The organism is Paenibacillus xylanilyticus, assembly GCF_013359935.1.
GTDB lineage: Bacteria > Bacillota > Bacilli > Paenibacillales > Paenibacillaceae > Paenibacillus > Paenibacillus xylanilyticus.
In genome coordinates this window covers 1-370 of the sequence record NZ_JABMCB010000068.1, presented here as the reverse complement: position 1 = coordinate 370, position 370 = coordinate 1, and the positions used below count along the sequence as shown (strand labels likewise).

1 protein-coding gene is annotated in these 370 nt (G+C 53.0%); it reads right to left on the bottom strand.

Translation table 11 applies throughout. The features are described 5' to 3' along the window. Positions 1-91 precede the first annotated feature (91 nt). Positions 92-370 (bottom strand): host-nuclease inhibitor Gam family protein (locus HP552_RS00495; RefSeq protein WP_175393833.1); only part of this gene is annotated, 279 nt, incomplete at its 5' end.

Below are 370 nucleotides of genomic sequence, written 5' to 3'. Positions count from 1 at the left end.
GTGGTGATCAGTTCCTGTGGGTCGACAGAATCCATGCCGACACGTTCAGCCAGCTTCCCAGCCAGCGTTGCGAGTGCAGTACTCATTCGTTTTATACCTCTGAATCAATATCAACCTGGTGGTGAGCAATGGTTTCAACCATGTACCGGATGTGTTCTGCCATGCGCTCCTGAAACTCAACATCGTCATCAAACGCACGGGTAATGGATTTTTTGCTGGCCCCGTGGCGTTGCAAATGATCGATGCATAGCGATTCAAACAGGTGCTGGGGCAGGCCTTTTTCCATGTCGTCTGCCAGTTCTGCCTCTTTCTCTTCACGGGCGAGCTGCTGGTAGTGACGCGCCCAGCTCTGAGCCTCAAGACGATCCTG